The following is a 16,324-nucleotide window of genomic DNA, read 5'->3' as shown; positions in this document are numbered from 1 at the left end:
CTTTGTCAACGCTGCGCCAACGCTGCTTGACGCGCAGTGTACTTTTCTTCGGCAGCGGGGGAACCTGTCACAAGGTTCTCCGAACCACCAGTACGACGTAATCCATGTGCCCAGAGCAGGGCGGTAAAGGCGGTAACCACCGAAGACATGCCGATGTGGATTGGAACAGTCCAGCGTGGGATGTGCATGTAGAACTGAGCTACGCCGATGCCCCATTGGACCAAGATGCAGGCGATGAGCACCCAGCCCGCCTTCTTGGCCAGCTCGGAGGCGCGGAAGCGGTAGAGCATGAAGACGACGATGAGCGTCAAGGCCAAGTAGGCGTACATGCACATAGCGTGTACGACAGCCATGAATTCAGTGTCGACGTTAAGGCGACCTTCCATGCCTACGCCATCGTCGCCGGAGTGAACTCCGGAGCCGGTAACCATGGTGCCGGTGGTCAATACGACTGCCAGGGCGATGGTTGCCATCGCTGCCATGACGCGGATTGCCTGCGGGAACATACGGGTAGGAGTTCCATCGTCAGGCTCCAGGATGCGGGAGTAGAGCATTGCAGCCAGCCACACCAAGATCATGGACGGCAGGAAGTGCAGCGCCACGGCCCACCAGTTGAGCTTCAGGAACACGGAAATGGCGCCGATGACGGCCTGGACCATAATACCGGCAAGGTTGAGCCAGGCATAGACCTTTAGCTCGGTACGGCGACGAGCCATATGCATGGCGACGATGGCGGCCACGGCTGCGGCGGAAACCACGAAGGTAAGCAGGCGGTTACCAAACTCGATGAGCTGGTGGATCCACGGCGCCGCGCCGGACAGCGGAACCAGCGAACCCGGGTGGCACTCCGGCCAGGTGATACAGCCAAGGCCCGAACCAGTAACGCGGACAATAGCGCCCGATACCGTGATGCCACCCTGGCAGATGAGCAGAATCAGTGCGATGAGGCGCTGCTGCTTAATCGTGGGCGTCGCCTCGCGAAAGAACGTCGTTACTTTATTACCGGAATTCACGTTAAAAAGACTACCGCGCGGGTGCGCTCGGAACGAAACCCTTCACGCTGGAAACCGGGAAAAAGACAAAAGTCACATTTAGCCTTCGAAACGGAACCAACGGACCGCTGCAAACGACGCCGCCCCGGCCCATGCGATAAGGACCAACAGTTCCTGCCAAGGAAACATGTTGTTGAAGGCATCGTTAAGCGCACTTGCCATAGCGACCGTAGGAACGAGCGTAAGAAGCCCATCATTGCCGAGACCCTGGGAATACATGGCCCAACCGACAACACCCATGAGAATGAACCAAATGAGGTTCGCCACCGCGAGGACCATCTCGGAGCTCAGGGTTCCGCCGAGCAGCAAACCTAGTGCAGTAAAGGAAGCCACACCCAGCACGAGGGTAAACAAGGCGAGCACGATCCCCGAGAGGCCAACACGCAGCCCTAGCAGAAAAGCAACACCACCCAGCACGACCACCTGTAGAACCACCATGGAAAAGACCGCGGCAATCTTGCCCGCGATGATTGTCCATGCGGGTACACCGGAGGCGCCGGTTCTCTTCAGCGCCCCGTAGCGGCGGTCAAAGGCAAGAGAAATAGCCTGACCCGTAAATCCCGAACTGGTGGAGGCCACAGCCAAGACCATGGGGAAAACTTCCTTGAGTCCCTGGCCGGTGACGCTCTCCATGCGGGCCGCACCGATAAGGAGCGCGAGCGGAATGACGATGCTGAGCAGCTGTTGCTCGCCGTGGCGAAGCATCAGCTTTGACTCGATAGCTCCCTGTGCCCGGGCCATAGCCCATACGCTGGCGCGCTGCGGATTGGGAGTGAAAGTTCCTGGTTCAAAGCGTGACATGGTTCTTAACTCCTCAGCTCGCGGCCGGTGATATCTAAGAAGACATCTTCAAGATTGCGGTGTGTGGTGTCGAGGCTGCGCAAGGTCACGGATTGCCGTGCCAACTCTTGCGCTAGGCGCGCGATGACCTCCGGGGTGGCCGGAGTCTCGACGCGGTAGTGCAGGGGACGGGTGGCATCCGTAGGAAGATCCGCCGCACGCAGCGCTGCGAGATCAACTTCGGTCGAGGTCTCAAAGCTGATGAGTGGAGACCCCGTGGATTCCATCAGCTCGGCGGTGGTGCCTTGAGCCACCATGTGTCCGTGATCGATAATGACCACCCTGTCGGCAAGCGCCTCCGCTTCATCCATCAGGTGGGTAGTTAGGATAGTGGTCACGCCGTCTGCGCGCAGCGCACGAATGAGATCCCACACAGCTAGCCGCGACTGCGCGTCGAGACCTGCGGTGGGTTCGTCTAGGAAGACCAGCTCCGGCCTGCCAATGATGGCTAGTGCCAAGGAAAGTCGCTGCTGCTGACCGCCGGAGAGACGGCGGTAGGTGTTCTTCTCGACACCCTTGAGTCCTAGCTTCTCGATGAGCCAATCCGGGTCGAGGGGGTTGGCACTGTACTTCGCGCTAAGCTGTAGCATCTCGCGGACGCGAATTCCGGAATAGGAGCCACCACCTTGCAGCATGATTCCGATGCGCTCTCGTACGGCATCGGGACTTGTGCTGGGGTCGAGGCCAAGGACACGAATGCTCCCCGACGTCGGCTTCTTAAAGCCCTCGCACATCTCGATAGTCGTGGTCTTACCCGCACCATTGGGGCCCAGCAGACACAGCATTTCTCCACGATTCACATGGAAGCTGAGCCCGTCTACGGCTCTCTTGTCCCCGTAGGTTTTGACTACGTCCGTCAGCTCGAGAGCTGGGGATCCATCGAAAGTTGTATTCACGAAGGACTAGTTTAGGACACTAATTCTTGAGCGACGTAATAGGAGAGTCCACAGCCCCATGACCACGACGTATGCAGCAATTGCGGAAATATAGATGATAGCGATCGTGCCCGGCGGGAGGCCAAGGCCGCGCGGGAGAACGAAGAAGCTCATCCCGGCCGAATAGATCACCACAGTGAGGCGGAAGATGAGCCGGTTAGCCCAAGCCGCAAGCGGCAACACCGCCCAGAGGATGTACCACGGGTGGACCACAGGGAAGAAAACGACTAACACAAGCGTCGAGATTCCCAGACCGCCAATCGGATGGATGCTTCCGCGGTACGTTGCAAGGAGCATGCGGAACATGAATCCGGTGGCGATGAGCACGCCTACCGTGCGGGTAAAGGAGAGGATTGCCTCAGTGTGGTCGCCCAAGCCCAAAAGCATCCCTAGGAAGCCGGCGCCCACGCCCACGGCGGTACTAGAGGAAAGCCAAGAGCGAATGCTTGCGGCACCGCCTTGGCCCGTGATCCAGCCCAGTCCGATGCCGGATGCAAGCGTGACGATGCCGATGGACAGGATGAGGATGCCGAGTTGGACTGCGGTTGCGCTAGCTATGGCACCCAGGGGGGAATAGCCGCGCCGCAGCATCAACACTCGGGCCAGGGCCATGCCCACAAAACCCAAGCCGATAAAGCCCGTCACCTTGACCATGCCCGCGCAAGAAATGAGCAGGCCCGAGACCAAGAAATAGAACCACACGGGTCTTCCGCCCAACTTATCGACCCCGCGCAGGCCCAGTTCCAAGCCCACGAGTGCCAACCCCAACATCACCGACTCGTTATGAATACCGCCCACTAGGTGCAAGGTGGTCAGTGGGTTCAAGATACCCAGCCAAAGCGCTGATTCTGGAGAAACTCGGCAGCGACGTGCCAGCTGCGAGGTCGCCCATCCCGCTGCAATGATGCCCGCCAACGAGAGAAGACGGTGCGCAATAACACCCAGAATGATCGAGTTATGTGTGAGCAAGCTAACTATGGCTGCGAGGCCCAGTGCCACAGGGCCATAGGGCGAGGGCGAGTTGGCCCAGATGAATGGAACCGAGCGCGCTAGTGGGTCCTCCGATCCCAATAACTGAACGGGGCCTGCTGAATAGGGATCGAGCCCCTGGGCCACAATGGAGCCATTAGCAAGGTAGGAATAAATATCCTGCGTAAACAGGGGAGCGGTGAAAATGAGTGGGATGACCCAACCCGCCCACGTTCGCCAGAGCTGGCTTTGGGTTAGCAAGCGTCGAGGTTTTATGCCACGGGCACCGCGTAGTGGCGTCCCCACAAAAGGCGCGATGAGTACCCACGCGGTCACCATGAGGCCGACACCCAAAAAGACCAATGCTGAGGCCGACTGCAGCATGCGAGACATTAAAGAGCCGAATGGAACGTTGTCATAAGGATTACCCACCACGGGGAGAGCGCCCGCCCCCAGGCCGCCAACCGCGATAAGGATTGCGCCAAGTGTTCCCATCCAACGCAGGACGAAAAAGGCGCGTAGTTGATTAATAGAGGTGCGCGGGCGAACCTCAGGATCGTCGGGGAGCAGGTCATATAGGGCGTCGGAAAGCGAGCCCCTCGTTGCATCATCTGAATCAGCGTGCAGTTGCGCGGAACGAGAACCCGCACTGCCAAAACGCGGGAGGTCCTCGCGGACACCCGTTAGGAAGGCAGTGAGACGCTGTTTCATAAAGAAACACTTTAGCGGGCCTTCTGTTCAAACGGGGGTGAAGGTACGCCACGCCGGGACCAGCGCTGGTGGAAATTGGGAATGAATTAGGGAACACTAGTGTTGTCTAAAAATAGACGTTCGTTTTTAACAAGGAGGTGCAGCACATGGTCACAGATAAAGAGACCCGAACCACCGAGGGCGATACCCGTCGCCAGGTCATGCTTCTCCTCCTCAAAGACGGCCCGGTGACGGCGTCGTACCTCGGCGAGCGCCTAGGTCTTTCGGCCGCCGGAATTCGCCGGCACTTAGACATTCTGGTGGAAGAAGAGCTAACAGAGGTTGTCCATCGCCGGCCCCATTCTGCCGGGCGTGGCCGCCCTGCCAAGCATTTCCGCCTCACCGACCGTGGGCGTGCGCAATTTGGTCATGCTTACGACGCGCTTGCTTCCGATGCCCTGGACGCCCTGCGCGCGGCCGGCGGTGCCGAGGCAGTGCGTAGCTTTGCCAAAGCACGTTTCGAGAAACTTCTGGCAGACGTTAAACCACTTGTGCGGGATGACGAGTCTGTAAAGGAAGTGGCGAAGAAACTCGCTGAGGTTCTTGATGAACATGGTTACGCTGCCACGGTAAATAGTGCGGGCAACGGTGTGCAGATTTGCCAGCACCATTGCCCCGTAGCCCACGTGGCTGCGGAACATCCGGAGTTGTGTGAGGCTGAGCAGGAAGTCTTTTCTGCCCTATTAGGTAAACACGTGCAGCCCTTGGCTTCCATTGCGGATGGCCACGGAATCTGCACCACAAACATCCCCTTGACTCCGGTCAGCCCTGACCGGAAAACAAATCTTTAGACGAAAGGAGCGGGTTATGACTCAGGCACAACCAGCACCAGGCCTCGAGACCAAGATGAGTGATGACGAGATCATCTCTTCCATCGGCGGTTACGAGTACGGCTGGCACGATTCCGACGAAGCGGGTCAGGCAGCTCACCGAGGACTCAGCGAGGACGTTGTCCGCGATATCTCTGAGAAGAAGAACGAGCCGGAGTGGATGCTGGAATCCCGGCTGAAGGCGCTGCGCATCTTTAACAAGAAGCCGGTTCCAACGTGGGGCCCGGATCTCTCCGCTATCGACTTCGACAACATCAAGTACTTCGTCCGTTCCACGGAGAAGCAGGCCCAGACGTGGGATGACCTTCCCGCCGACATTAAGGAAACCTACGACAAGCTCGGCATTCCGGATGCAGAGAAAAAGCGTCTGGTCTCTGGTGTTGCGGCTCAGTACGAGTCTGAGGTGGTCTACCACAAGATCCGTGAAGACCTTGAAGCACAGGGCGTCATCTTCGTCGACACTGACACTGCCGTTAGGGAGTACCCGGAGATCCTCCAGGAGTACTTCGGCACCGTTATTCCGGCAGGCGACAACAAGTTCTCCGCACTGAACAACGCCTGTTGGTCCGGCGGCTCCTTCGTCTACGTCCCGAAGGGCGTTCACGTGGACATCCCGCTCCAGGCTTATTTCCGCATCAACACGGAGAACATGGGTCAGTTCGAGCGCACCCTCATCATCGTTGAGGAAGACGCTTACGTTCACTACATCGAGGGCTGCACCGCTCCGATTTACAACTCGGACTCCCTGCACACCGGCGTTATCGAGATTGTGGTCAAGAAGGGCGGACGTTGCCGTTACACCACCATCCAGAACTGGTCCACCAACGTCTACAACCTGGTTACCCAGCGTGCCAAGGTCGAAGAGGGCGGCACCATGGAATGGGTCGATGGCAACATCGGTTCCAAGGTCACCATGAAGTACCCGTCCTGCTGGCTGACTGGTGAGCACGCTAAGGGCGAGGTCCTCTCCCTGGCTTTCGCTGGCGAGGGTCAGGTCCAGGACACCGGTTCCAAGATGGTTCACATGGCACCGCGTACTTCCTCCAACATCGTGTCGAAGTCCGTTGCCCGCAACGGTGGCCGCGCTGCCTATCGTGGCTTGGTGCAGGTCAACGCGAACGCCTCCAACTCCACCGCGAACGTCGAGTGCGACGCACTGCTCGTGGACAACAACTCGCGTTCGGATACCTACCCGTATAACGACATCCGCAACGATCACGTGACCCTCGGCCACGAGGCAACTGTCTCCCAGGTCTCTGAGGAGCAGCTGTTCTACCTCATGTCCCGCGGCATTGCGGAAGAGGAGGCAATGGCGATGATCGTGCGCGGCTTCGTTGAGCCAATCGCGAAGGAGCTCCCGATGGAGTACGCCCTCGAGCTCAACCGCCTTATTGAACTACAGATGGAAGGATCGGTGGGCTAAGTGGTTGCCTCCAACGAATTCAATCCGGCTGACGTCACGAAGGGTGACCAGTTCACCTCCTTCAACGTCGATGACTTCCCGGTTCCACACGGCCGCGATGAGGTCTGGCGCTTCATCGCGTTGCGCCACCTGCGCGGTCTGCACAACGGCGAGTTCGCACCGGCCGTTGCACAGAAGATTTCCGTAACCACCCCAGCAGGCGTGTCGACTGAGACTGTTGCTCCCGATGACGCCCGCTTGGGCACCGCCGGTGCTCCCGCAGACCGCGTTGCCGCTCAGGCATGGACATCCATGCCGGAGGCACAGATTGTGACCATCGATGCGGATGCACAGGTCAACGACCCCGTCGAGATCACCATCACCGGAGCAGGCGAGGGAGTCACCTCCTTTGGTGCTACTTCCATTCAGGTTGGCCGCCACGCCGAGGTAACAGTCGTGCTCAAGTACGTCGGTTCCGGCACCCATGCTGACAACGTTGAATTCCTGCTTGGCGACGGCGCCAACGTCACCGTTGTTGTCGACGCTGATTGGGAAGACAACGCGGTACACCTGGGCCACCAGGTCGCCTCCATGGGTCGAGATTCTGTTCTGCGCCACAACACCGCCATCTTCGGTGGCGAGATTGTGCGCATCGTTCCACGCGTTGCCTTCACAGCTCCTGGCGGCGACGCTGAGATGCTCGGTGTCTACTTCGCAGATGCTGGACAGTACTTTGAGAACCGTCTGCTGGTGGACCACTCCGTGCCGAACTGCCGTTCCCGTGTGTTCTACAAGGGCGCCCTGCAGGGCACCAACCAGGCTGACGGCACTGTCGAATCTGGACGCAAAGAAGCCCGTACCTGCTGGGTCGGCGACGTTCTGATCCGCCAGGATGCAAACAACACCGATACCTACGAGACCAACAACAATCTCATCCTTACTGAAGGCGCACGCGCCGATGCGATCCCGAACCTGGAGATCCAGACCGGTGAGATCGTGGGGGCAGGCCACGCCGCAACCGTAGGCCGCTTCGATGATCTTGAGGTCTTCTACCTCATGTCCCGCGGTATTCCGGCTGCCGAGGCACGCCGACTCATCATCCGCGGCTTCTTCTCCGAGGTCATTTCCCGTATTCCGGTTGAGTCCTTGCGCGAGGATCTGGAAACCCGCGTCATTGACGAGCTCGAAAAAATCAACGCTTAACAATCCCCGAAAGCAGGTATAACTCAATGTCTACCCTGGAAATTAAGAACCTCCACGCGCAGGTCCTCCCGAACGACGAGAACGGCGAGCCTAAGGAAATCCTCAAGGGCGTTAACCTCACCATCAACTCCGGCGAGACCCACGCTGTCATGGGCCCTAACGGCTCCGGTAAGTCCACCTTGTCCTACGTCATCGCCGGCCATCCGAAGTACGAAGTAACCGAGGGCGAGATCCTGCTCGACGGCGAAAACATCCTCGAGATGGAAGTTGACGAGCGCGCTCGCGCTGGCCTCTTCCTGGCTATGCAGTACCCAACCGAGGTCCCGGGCGTCAAGATGGCTCAGTTCATGCGCTCCGCTGTCACCGCTGTCCGCGGTGAGGCTCCGAAGCTGCGCGAGTGGAACAAGGAACTAACCGAGGCTCGCGAGAAGCTCTCCATCGATAAGTCCTTCGCACACCGAGCTGTTAACGAGGGCTTCTCCGGTGGTGAGAAGAAGCGCCACGAGGTTATGCAGCTGGATCTGCTGAAGCCTAAGTTCGCCATCATGGATGAAACCGATTCCGGCCTCGACGTCGACGCTCTGCGCGTTGTTTCTGAGGGCATCAACCGCTTCCAGGAGGAAACCAACGGCGGCATCCTGATGATCACCCACTACAAGCGCATTCTCAACTACGTCAAGCCTGACTTTGTGCACGTCTTCGCCAACGGCCAGGTCATCAAGACCGGCGGCGCCGAGCTCGCTGACCAGCTCGAAGAGTCCGGCTACGATCAGTTTGTTAAGTAAGAAGGCTAATGTCTAACTTCGATGTAACTGCCATTAGGAAGCAGTTCCCGATTCTCGAGCGCACCGTGCGCGGCGATAAGCCGCTGGTGTACCTCGACTCGGGAGCTACCTCGCAAAGGCCACTGCCAGTTTGGAAAGCGGAGGAGGAGTTTGTGCTTGGCACGAATGCTCCAGTTCACCGTGGTTCCTACCAGCTGGCCGAAGAGGCCGACGATGCTTACGAGTCTGCTCGCCAAGCCATCGCTGCCTTCGTTGGCGCCGACCGTGACGAGATTGCGTTCACCAAGAACGCAACGGAGGCACTCAATGAGGTTGCCTACACGCTGTCGGATGAGCGTGCAGGTGATCTCTATGTAGGGGAGGGCGACACCGTCGTCGTCACCGAGCTCGAGCACCACGCGAACCTCGTCCCATGGCAGGAACTGTGCCAGCGCACCGGCGCCACGCTGAAGTGGTATTCGATGACCGAAGACGGCCGCATCGACCTCGATTCCCTCGAGCTCGATGAGAGCGTCAAGGTCGTCGCGTTCACGCACCAGTCCAACGTCACGGGTGCAATCGCTGACGTCGAAGAACTGGTTCGCCGCGCTCGTGCCGTCAACTCTCTCGTCGTCTTGGATGCCTGCCAGTCGGTTCCGCACATGGCCGTGGACTTCCATGCGCTCGACGTGGACTTCGCTGCCTTCTCGGGACACAAGATGTGCGGCCCGAATGGTGTCGGCGTGCTCTACGGAAAGGCAGAGCTGTTGGAAAAGCTCCCGCCATTCCTGACCGGCGGCTCCATGATCGAAGTCGTCCGAATGGAAAAGAGCACCTTTGCAGCCCCGCCTACTCGCTTTGAGGCGGGTACGCAGATGACCAGCCAGGTCGTGGGCCTTGGCGCAGCCGTCAAGTTCCTGAGCGAAGTGGGCATGGAAAACATCCACGCCCACGAGCAGAAGCTCACTGCTCGCGCACTGGAAGGCTTAAAGCAGATCCCCGGTCTGCACATCGTTGGACCAACCACCACCGAGCAACGCGGTGGTGCCATCTCCTTCGTGGTTGACGGTATCCACCCGCATGACCTGGGTCAGGTGCTCGATTCGCACGGTGTTTCCATCCGTACTGGCCACCACTGCGCGTGGCCGCTGCATCGTGCGGGCAACATCAACTCGACTGCCCGCGCTAGCTTCTACCTCTACAACACTGAGGAAGAAGTGGACAAGCTCATCGAAGCCGTCAAGGCTGCACGCGAATTCTTTGGAGTGGAGTAAATGAATCTAGATTCCATGTACCAGGATGTCATCCTGGACCACTATAAGAACCCGAAGTTCGCGGGCCTGCGCGAGGGCCAGTCTGAGGTCCACCACGTCAATCCGTCCTGCGGGGACGAGATCACCTTGCGCGTAAAGCTTTCCGCAGATGGCAAGACCGTTGAGGATGTCTCTTATGAGGCAGAGGGCTGCTCCATTTCGCAGGCCTCGACTTCTGTGATGGCTGAGGAAATCATTGGCAAATCTTTGTCTGAGGCCAAAGAAAAGCTCGAAGAGTTCGAGAGGATGGTGACCTCCCGTGGCGAAGTCGAAGGCGATGATGAAATCATCGGCGACGGTGTTGCTTTCGGCGGCGTCGCAAAGTTCCCCGCCCGCGTTAAATGCGCTCTCCTCGGATGGAAGGCCTTCCAGGCCGCATCCGTGGAAGCGCTCAATGAACTGGAGAAATAAATGTCTGACCCAGTAGATCCATACCAGGACGCCAACGCCAACTTCGATGGCGGCGGCGACCGTCCGCCCCAAACCGAGGCACAGATTGCCAAGGTCTTCGACATCACCGAGTACATGCGTGACGTCATTGACCCGGAGCTCGGTATCAACGTGGTTGATCTGGGCCTGGTCTATGACGTCTGGCTCGAGGACGTCGACGGCAAGGAGACAGCGATGATCAACATGACGCTGACCTCGCCGGCCTGCCCGCTTACCGATGTCATTGGTGAGCAGGTTGAAGACGCAGTGGTGGGCAACAAGCTTGCCGACGCCGTCCAGATCAACTGGGTCTGGATGCCGCCATGGGGTCCGAATATGATTACCGAGGAAGGCCGAGAGATGCTGCAGGCTTTGGGCTTTGCAGTCTAAGCGAGTAATTTAAACTTCCACATCCTGATAAGTCCCGCTGCCGAATGGTCGCGGGACTCTTCTTGTTTTCTGGTTTTGGCTCAGCTATGACCTGTTAGCGCCGGTTGATAGACTGATTCCTCGTGATTGTGACCAATGATTTCGAGGTGCGCGTGGGCGCACGTACGCTTCTCGACGCTCCCGGCCAGCACCTGCGAGTGCAGCCGGGCGACCGCATCGGGCTGGTCGGACGCAACGGTGCCGGCAAGACCACCACGATGCGCATCCTGGCAGGGGAGACCGAGCCCTATGGCGGCTCTGTCACGCGTTCCGGCCCCATTGGTTACCTGCCACAGGACTCCCGCGAAGGCAATATCGAGATCACCGCTCGTGAGCGCGTTCTCTCCGCCCGCGGTTTGGACGAGATCAAGCGCCGTATGGCAAAGCAGCAGGAGCTGATGGAGACTGCCACGGATGAGAAGTTCCGCGACAAAGCCATCCGCAAGTATTCCCGCCTGGAGGAGGAGTACCACGCTCTTGGCGGATACGAAGCCGACGCCGAGTGTGCGCAGATTTGCGACAACTTAGGATTGCCGCAGCGCATCCTTGACCAGCAGTTGAAGACTCTCTCCGGCGGTCAGCGCCGCCGCGTGGAGCTCGCACAGATCCTCTTCGCAGCGTCGGCTGGCTCGGGCAAATCCCAGACCACCTTGCTGTTGGATGAGCCGACTAACCACTTGGATGCTGACTCCATTACGTGGCTGCGCGGCTTCTTGTCCAAGCACGAGGGCGGCCTCATCATGATCTCCCACGATGTGGACCTCCTTGAGGCTGTGTGCAACAAGATCTGGTTCCTTGATGCGGTGCGCGCCGAGGCCGACATTTACAACATGGGATTCAAGAAGTACCTGGATGCGCGCGCTACCGACGAAGCTCGCCGCCGACGTGAGCGCGCCAATGCGGAGAAGAAGGCTTCGGCCCTGCAGAAGCAGGCTGCCAAACTCGGCGCGAAGGCCACCAAGGCGGCCGCTGCCAAGCAGATGCTTGCCCGCGCGGACCGCATGATGAACCAACTGGATGAAGTGCGCGTGGCCGACAAGGTCGCGCACATTAAGTTCCCTGAGCCCGCGCCGTGCGGCAAGACCCCGCTGAACGCTAAGGGTCTTACCAAGATGTACGGTTCCTTGGAAGTCTTTGCCGGCGTCGATCTCGCCATCGACAAGGGCTCCCGCGTGGTTGTTCTCGGTTACAACGGCGCTGGTAAGACCACGTTGCTGAAGCTGCTTGCGGGAGTAGAACGCACCGACGGTGAGGGCGGCATTGTTTCCGGCCATGGTCTGCGTATCGGCTACTTCGCGCAAGAGCACGACAACATCGACGCGAAAAAGACCGTGTGGGAGAACACCATTGAAGCTTGCCCGGACGCAGGCCAACAGGATCTCCGCGGCCTCCTCGGTGCCTTTATGTTCTCCGGCGACAAGCTGGAGCAACCCGCCGGTACCTTATCCGGTGGTGAGAAGACCCGCCTTTCGCTGGCAACCCTGGTGTCCTCGCGCGCAAACGTCTTGCTGCTGGATGAGCCGACCAACAACCTGGACCCGCAGTCTCGTGAGCAGGTGCTCGACGCACTTTCCACCTACACCGGCGCCGTCGTGTTGGTTACACACGACCCCGGTGCGGTCAAGGCGCTGAAGCCCGAGCGCGTCATCATCATGCCTGATGGCGATGAGGATCTATGGAACGACGAATACATGGAGATTGTTGAGCTGGCCTAAACATTGCAGTGTCGGACCAGATTGTGTTCATGGACGCAGGACGTATCGTAGAGACCGGCGAGCCCAATGCGTTCTTTAACAACCCGCAGACGGAGCGCGCCCAGAAATTCCTCGATAACCTCGTCTTTTAGGAGTCTTTAGCCGATGACCACGCCCCGCATCCTGCTTGATTGCGATCCCGGAATTGATGACGCCCTTGCCCTCATTTATCTCGCGGCGCTTCACCACGTTGGCGAGATTGAACTCGTTGGTGTCACCACGACGGCCGGCAACATCGACGTCGACACCACTGCTCGCAACGCGGCGTTCATTCTCAGCGAATGCGGGCTAAGGGAGATTCCCGTGGCACCCGGCCACCCAGTTCCCTTGAAGGTTCCACTGGTAACGACCCCGGAAACCCATGGCCCAGCTGGCCTGGGCTACGTCACTGCCCCAGACTGGCACTCCGATTACAACTGGCGGGACCTGTGGAACAACTCTGTTGAACAGGGCGCGCAGCTCATCGTCTCCGGTCCGCTCACCAATGCCGCGCTAGCCGGGGTGAGCAAGTTCAGCCAGGTGACGGTGATGGGCGGCGCAGTGAACTACCGGGGCAACACCACGCCCACAGCGGAGTGGAACTTCTGGGTAGACCCGCATGCCGCAAAGCAGGTCTTTGCCGCCTTGCGCGAAAGCGACAGCCAAGCGACGCTGTGCTCACTGGAAGTGACCGAGCAGTTTCTCATCGCGCCGCCGCGCTTGGAGCGACTCATCGCGGAGCTTGGCGAGCATCCGGTGGCCCGCCACCTTCCAGAGATCCTGCGCTTTTATTTCGAGTTCCATCAAGAGCAAGGGGAGGGCTACCAGGCTCAAATCCATGACCTGCTCACCTGCATGATCGCGCTCGGCAAGGTGGATTACCTTAAGCACACCACCACCGTGGACGTGGAGGCTGAGTCGCAGTTGCTGCGCGGAACATCCGTGGCGGACCTACGGGGACATTGGGATGCGCCGGCCAACGCACACGTGGTGACCGCCGTAGATATCGTAGGCGCGCACGCAGAGCTCACCCGTGCGGCCGGGATTTTGGCTCGTCGCGTTTAGTGCGCTTATTATTGATGGGCTGCCCGAGGTGACATAGGGCAGAATTTTGCCAACACTTTGTACATCTACTACTTCCCAAAGTGAAAGTTTCATGTCACAGATCTCTTTAACGCCAGCCCGCAAAGGCCTGGTAATCGCCGGTGCGCTCATCGTCGTAGCCACCTGGATCTATCTCGTTTTGGTCCGTCCGACTTCCTGGGAGTCCGTCGCGGGCTCCACTGAAACACTCATCACCTTGGTCGGCTACTTGCTCGGTGCCGCCTTGCTGCTTGCAGGCGCGCTGCCAGCGCTTCCTGCCCGAACCATCGCAATCATCCCTGTCGCGTTGGTCCTCAACATCGTCGTCGGCGAGATCATCGGTTCCATTGGTGTACCGCTCTACATCGACTCCGTGGGTACCATCCTCGTCGCCGCCATTGCCGGCCCTATCGCTGGCCTGGCCACGGGTACTCTATCCTCCGTGGTGTGGGGTCTTCTCAACCCGGCAGCCCTGCCATTTGCGGCTGTATCGGCTGCGACCGGTTTCCTTGCGGGTTGGGCGATCAACCAGGGTGCCTTCAAGAAGTGGTGGTCCGTCATCCTTTCCGGCGCCATCATCGGAATCATCTCCGGCATGCTGGCCGCGCCCGTCGCGGCATTCGTTTACGGCGGCACCGCTGGCCTGGGAACGGGCGCCGTGGTCTCGCTCTTCCGCGAGCTCGGTAACTCGCTTATCGCTTCGGTGACCCTGCAGTCCTTCATCTCCGACCCGCTCGATAAGGCCATCGTCTTCCTCATCGTGTGGGCGGCAATCAAGGCACTGCCGAAGCGCACCCTCGAAAGCCTGCGCCCGCGTTAATGATTCACCCAGCCACTGTTTTTAGCGCCGCAGCCTCCACCTGGTTTCTCATCGTGGCCGTCAACTCACCCCTGCTCAATGCGGCTGTGCTCATCATGTGGCTCATACTTGGCACCATCGCATCACGCTCGATAGCGGTGGTCGCCACCACCACGGTGCTTGCCCTTCCCGCCGCGGCATCGATGGTGCTCATTCACGCGCCCTACGGCACTGACCGTATATTCCCATTGCTCACCAGTGATGGCCTGCTTCTTTCAGGCCAACTTTCCCTACGTTTCGCCGCCTTGATGGGCTGTATCGTGGCGGCTGCCGCCATGGTTAAGGTCAGCGACGTCGCCAAGTGGCTCCAAGCCTCCCGCCTCGGCCACAAAGCTGCCTACGTGGTGGGTGCCTCCCTACAATCCCTGCCCGAGGGTGCGCGCGCCATCGCCGCGGTACGCGACGCCAACCGCCTCAGCGGCGTGCAGGTTTCCATACGCAACGTTGCCTCCCGCGTCATCATCCCGGTGATCGCACGCCTGCTCACCCAGGGTGCGCAACGGGGCCAGGCCTTAACTGCGATCGGATTCGACAGACCAGGCCGGCGCACGGTTTTGGCCCCCGTTCCAGACAGCCTGGCTCAGCGCATCGTACGGTGGGCACTGCCCATCATCAGTATTCTTGGAGTATTGCTATGGATCTAGTCCCAGGAACAAGCAAGACCATCCGCGTGGGATTTAGCGAAAATGCCGACGACGTTGCGCATCAACTCGCAGAGATTTTGGGCGTTGACACGGTAATCGGCGCCGATGCGGCAGCACACGTATCTCTCCTGCGCGAGACAGTCAGGGAAGAACTAGCGCTTGCGTTGGAACACCTTGGGATGGATCCGCAGAACATGAAATCCAGGGTAGAGCAGGCGCTTTGCGACGTCGCCCTCGACGGCACGCGCAAACCCTCCGGCCTGTCTGGTGGTCAAACACGCCGGCTTGCGCTCGCGCAGGTCGCAATAGCCGAGCCACCCGTGCTCATCGTGGTCGAGCCGTGGGCAGGCCTCGATCCCGATTCACGCGAGCGCATCGCCAGCTATCTCGGAACGCTGAAAGAAACCGCGGTCATCCTCGTTGAACACGACACCAGCGCAGACGGCATTTTTGACCTTGCCCGCGTGGCTCCGACTTCGGAAAGCGTCACTATTTCCCAGGTGCGTGCTACGCGCGGTGCGAAACCCAGGCGCTGGTGGCACCTCAAAGCTCCGGAATCCAGCTCTTTCGAGATCGGACCGGTGGACTTGAAGCTGCGGCCCGGAGGAGTGCTGTGGCTGCGTGGCGGAAACGGTTCAGGCAAGACCACGTTGCTGCGCGCAGCCGCTGGCCTCGACAGCAATGAACCCGCCCATCCCAGCATCGCGATGGCGCTGCAATCACCCATGGACCAGGTGCTCGAATCCACCATTGGAGCGTGGGTGCAGGAGCCAGATCTTATACCTGACCTGCCTCTAGAGGAGCACCCTCTGGACGTCTCGGCTTCGCAATTGCGGGTCGCGCAGGTCGCCTACGCGGTGGCACTGCGCCGCAGTATTCTCATTCTTGATGAGCCGGACACGCTTCTCGACGCCCGTGGCAGAGTGATGGTCCATCGGCTCATTCACAACGCGCTCTCCGCATCGACGGCAATAGTATTGACCTGCCACGATCCCGCGTTTGTGGCCGAGGTCGCCACCTACGCAACGGTAGACGAAATGAATTTAGCGAACTGACGCAGCGCCCGAAACCTCATGGATGAGAATCCGT

The 16,324-nt window shown here is 59.4% G+C and carries 16 protein-coding genes; 12 read left to right on the top strand and 4 right to left on the bottom strand.

The window, feature by feature from the left end:
- Nucleotides 1–5: 5 nt before the first annotated feature.
- From HMPREF0308_RS10950 to mptB, 4 genes are all read right to left on the bottom strand, one after another.
- On the bottom strand, nt 6–1,013 hold the full coding sequence (locus HMPREF0308_RS10950; protein WP_005531597.1) for a COX15/CtaA family protein: 1,008 nt from the start codon (nt 1,011–1,013) through the stop codon (nt 6–8).
- A 78-nt stretch (nt 1,014–1,091) separates the two neighbouring features.
- Complete coding sequence (locus HMPREF0308_RS10945) at nt 1,092–1,853, bottom strand: ABC transporter permease (protein ID WP_034657510.1); 762 nt, start codon at nt 1,851–1,853, stop codon at nt 1,092–1,094.
- A gap of 5 nt (nt 1,854–1,858) precedes the next feature.
- On the bottom strand, nt 1,859–2,788 hold the full coding sequence (locus HMPREF0308_RS10940) for an ABC transporter ATP-binding protein (protein ID WP_005531595.1): 930 nt from the start codon (nt 2,786–2,788) through the stop codon (nt 1,859–1,861).
- A 6-nt stretch (nt 2,789–2,794) separates the two neighbouring features.
- Nucleotides 2,795–4,507: a polyprenol phosphomannose-dependent alpha 1,6 mannosyltransferase MptB gene (gene mptB / locus HMPREF0308_RS10935; RefSeq protein WP_005531594.1), complete on the bottom strand. Its 1,713-nt coding sequence runs from the start codon at nt 4,505–4,507 to the stop codon at nt 2,795–2,797.
- Nucleotides 4,508–4,653: 146 nt separating this feature from the next.
- On the opposite strand from mptB, the gene HMPREF0308_RS10930 reads away from it, so the two are divergent.
- From HMPREF0308_RS10930 to HMPREF0308_RS10875, 12 genes are all read left to right on the top strand, one after another.
- Complete coding sequence (locus HMPREF0308_RS10930) at nt 4,654–5,337, top strand: helix-turn-helix transcriptional regulator (RefSeq protein ID WP_005531593.1); 684 nt, start codon at nt 4,654–4,656, stop codon at nt 5,335–5,337.
- Nucleotides 5,338–5,353: 16 nt separating this feature from the next.
- Nucleotides 5,354–6,799, top strand: a complete 1,446-nt coding sequence (sufB, locus tag HMPREF0308_RS10925; RefSeq protein ID WP_005531592.1) for a Fe-S cluster assembly protein SufB — start codon at nt 5,354–5,356, stop codon at nt 6,797–6,799.
- Entirely contained in the window at nt 6,800–7,981 is a 1,182-nt protein-coding gene (sufD, locus tag HMPREF0308_RS10920; RefSeq protein ID WP_005531591.1) for a Fe-S cluster assembly protein SufD, read from the top strand.
- Nucleotides 7,982–8,007: 26 nt separating this feature from the next.
- Entirely contained in the window at nt 8,008–8,766 is a 759-nt protein-coding gene (sufC, locus tag HMPREF0308_RS10915; protein ID WP_005531589.1) for a Fe-S cluster assembly ATPase SufC, read from the top strand.
- A gap of 8 nt (nt 8,767–8,774) precedes the next feature.
- Nucleotides 8,775–10,019 carry a cysteine desulfurase gene (locus HMPREF0308_RS10910; RefSeq protein WP_005531587.1) on the top strand — a complete coding sequence of 415 codons (1,245 nt, stop codon included), beginning with the start codon at nt 8,775–8,777 and terminating at the stop codon, nt 10,017–10,019.
- Entirely contained in the window at nt 10,020–10,469 is a 450-nt protein-coding gene (sufU, locus tag HMPREF0308_RS10905) for a Fe-S cluster assembly sulfur transfer protein SufU (protein WP_005531585.1), read from the top strand.
- A complete protein-coding gene (locus tag HMPREF0308_RS10900) occupies nt 10,470–10,877 on the top strand; it encodes a metal-sulfur cluster assembly factor (RefSeq protein WP_005531583.1) in 408 nt (135 codons plus the stop codon).
- 122 nt (nt 10,878–10,999) lie between these two features.
- Nucleotides 11,000–12,631, top strand: a complete 1,632-nt coding sequence (locus tag HMPREF0308_RS10895) for an ABC-F family ATP-binding cassette domain-containing protein (protein ID WP_005531582.1) — start codon at nt 11,000–11,002, stop codon at nt 12,629–12,631.
- 144 nt (nt 12,632–12,775) lie between these two features.
- On the top strand, nt 12,776–13,714 hold the full coding sequence (locus HMPREF0308_RS10890; protein WP_005531578.1) for a nucleoside hydrolase: 939 nt from the start codon (nt 12,776–12,778) through the stop codon (nt 13,712–13,714).
- A gap of 91 nt (nt 13,715–13,805) precedes the next feature.
- A complete protein-coding gene (locus HMPREF0308_RS10885; RefSeq protein WP_005531576.1) occupies nt 13,806–14,552 on the top strand; it encodes a glycosyl transferase family 9 in 747 nt (248 codons plus the stop codon).
- On the top strand, nt 14,552–15,235 hold the full coding sequence (locus HMPREF0308_RS10880) for an energy-coupling factor transporter transmembrane component T family protein (protein WP_005531574.1): 684 nt from the start codon (nt 14,552–14,554) through the stop codon (nt 15,233–15,235). The genes HMPREF0308_RS10885 and HMPREF0308_RS10880 overlap by 1 nt, the downstream gene beginning before the upstream one ends.
- On the top strand, nt 15,226–16,290 hold the full coding sequence (locus tag HMPREF0308_RS10875) for an ATP-binding cassette domain-containing protein (protein ID WP_005531572.1): 1,065 nt from the start codon (nt 15,226–15,228) through the stop codon (nt 16,288–16,290). The genes HMPREF0308_RS10880 and HMPREF0308_RS10875 overlap by 10 nt, the downstream gene beginning before the upstream one ends.
- The last annotated feature ends 34 nt before the right edge of the window (nt 16,291–16,324 follow it).

It is taken from the genome of Corynebacterium striatum ATCC 6940 (assembly GCF_000159135.1).
GTDB classification, from domain to species: domain Bacteria; phylum Actinomycetota; class Actinomycetes; order Mycobacteriales; family Mycobacteriaceae; genus Corynebacterium; species Corynebacterium striatum.
Note: the sequence above shows the minus strand (reverse complement) of the source record. Positions and strands in the feature narration are given on the sequence as shown.